Below are 1,804 nucleotides of genomic sequence, written 5' to 3' on the forward strand. Positions count from 1 at the left end.
CGCCTGGCAGGGCGGCTGGTTGGGATTGGGCGTGGCCTTGCTGGGGCTCTTGCTGGGGGCCGGCCTGTTCCTGCTGCCGTTTCTGGGGGACGCGGTGGGCGGCGGCGACGTCAAGCTGATGGCGGCCGCCAGCCTTTGGCTGGGACTGTCCGGCTCCGGCGTCTTCGTTCTCGCGACCGCCGTGATCGGCGGCGTGTTCTCGCTGGCCCTGCTCGTCAGCCGGGCCTGGCTCCAGCCTTGGGTCGGGGCCAGTCCCGGGTGGCTCGTCCAGCTTATGGAGCCGAAGGGGCACATCCCCTATGGCGTCGCCATCGCCGCCGGCGCCCTGGTCGCCTGGCCGGCCTCGCCGCTGATGCTCGCCTTCCTCGCCGGCTAGGAATCGGGCGAGGCGAATCCGTGCGTTAGCACTTAGGCCCACGTTAACCCGCACCCGCCATGTTCGTTAACGGTAGGGGGGCGAAGGACCAATCCAGGGGTCCAGCCGGCCCTGTCGGAGACAGTCGATGAAGCCTGCCCGTATCATCGTGATCTGCGTCGCCGCCGTGGCCGCCATCGGGCTGGCCCTGGTCGTCCGCGCCATGGGATCGTCATCGAAAGAACCGGCCGCCGTCGCCATCGCCGCCCCGGTAGAGGCGCGCCCGATGGCCAGGATACTGGTCGCCGCCAAGGATCTGCAGCCGGGCCGGCGACTCGACGAGTCCGACCTCGACTGGAAGGAATGGCCGGTCGACCAGGTCAATCCGGCCTTCATCACCGACGGCTCCAGGCCGGCCCCGTCCGCCGCGGCGGAGGAGGAGTCGAAGCCCGCGGGGGCCGTCGCCGCGGTGACCCGCGCCGCGACCGACCTCGCCACCGGCGGGGCCAAGGCGGACTATGTCGGCTCGGTGGTGCGCGAACCCATTCTGGCCGGCGAGCCCATCGTGTTGCGCAAGATAGTCCGCGCCGGAGACAGCGGCTACATGGCCGCCTACCTCGAGCCGGGCATGCGCGCCATGGCCATCCGCGTCACTGTCGAGACCGCCGCCGGCGGCTTCATCCTTCCGGGCGACCGGGTCGATGTGGTGCTGACCCGCGAGACCAACCTCGGCAACCTCGGCGCCTCCGAGGGCGACCGGTCGAAATTCACTTCGGCGACGGTCATGCAGAACATCAAGGTCCTGGCCATCGACCAGTCGACCCGCGCCGGCGACGATGAGCAGACCGTGATCGGCGCGACAGCCACCCTCGAGGTCGGTCCGCGCGACGCCGAAGCGCTCGCCCTCGCCAAGTCGGAAGGCGAACTGAGCCTGATCCTGCGTTCCTACGCCGACACCGGCGGCCCGTCGGGCCGCGTGTCCGCGGGGCCGCGCCAATCCTCCGCCGTCCGCGTCTATCGCGGCGGCGCGCCTGAAGTGGTGGTCGTCCAATGAAGCGCCCCGTGATGCGTCTCGCCACCCTCGCCATGGCCGGTCTGCTGGTCGTCGCGCTGCCGGCCCCCTCCGCCGTGCAGGCCCAGACCCGCGCCGCCGTGTCGATGGGCGCGCAGTCGCAGCTGATCAGCCTGCCGCGAGGCTCGTCGATGGCTGTCGACCTTCCCGCCGACGCCCGCGACGTGATCGTGCCCAATCCCCTGGTGGCCGAGGCCATGCTGCACTCGCCCCGCCGCATAACCATCATCGGCCTTGCCCCGGGCGAGACCGACGCGGTCGTGCTCGACAACGCCGGCCGCACCATCCTGTCGCTGCGCATCCGCGTCGACGCCGGCGTGTCCGCCCTGCAGGACACCCTCAGCCGGATCATGCCGGGCGCGAACGTTCGCGCCGAG

3 protein-coding genes are annotated in these 1,804 nt (G+C 71.2%); all 3 read left to right on the forward strand.

What is annotated here, in order from left to right:
* A partial coding sequence (locus tag RDU12_RS12245) for a prepilin peptidase (RefSeq protein ID WP_308684837.1) occupies window positions 1–376 on the forward strand: 376 nt, incomplete at its 5' end.
* A gap of 127 nt (window positions 377–503) precedes the next feature.
* Entirely contained in the window at window positions 504–1,409 is a 906-nt protein-coding gene (gene cpaB, locus RDU12_RS12250; protein ID WP_300290109.1) for a Flp pilus assembly protein CpaB, read from the forward strand.
* 11 nt (window positions 1,410–1,420) lie between these two features.
* Window positions 1,421–1,804: pilus assembly protein N-terminal domain-containing protein (locus RDU12_RS12255; protein WP_308684839.1), on the forward strand; the 384-nt coding region annotated here is incomplete at its 3' end.

The organism is Brevundimonas sp., from assembly GCF_031082345.1.
Lineage (GTDB): Bacteria > Pseudomonadota > Alphaproteobacteria > Caulobacterales > Caulobacteraceae > Brevundimonas.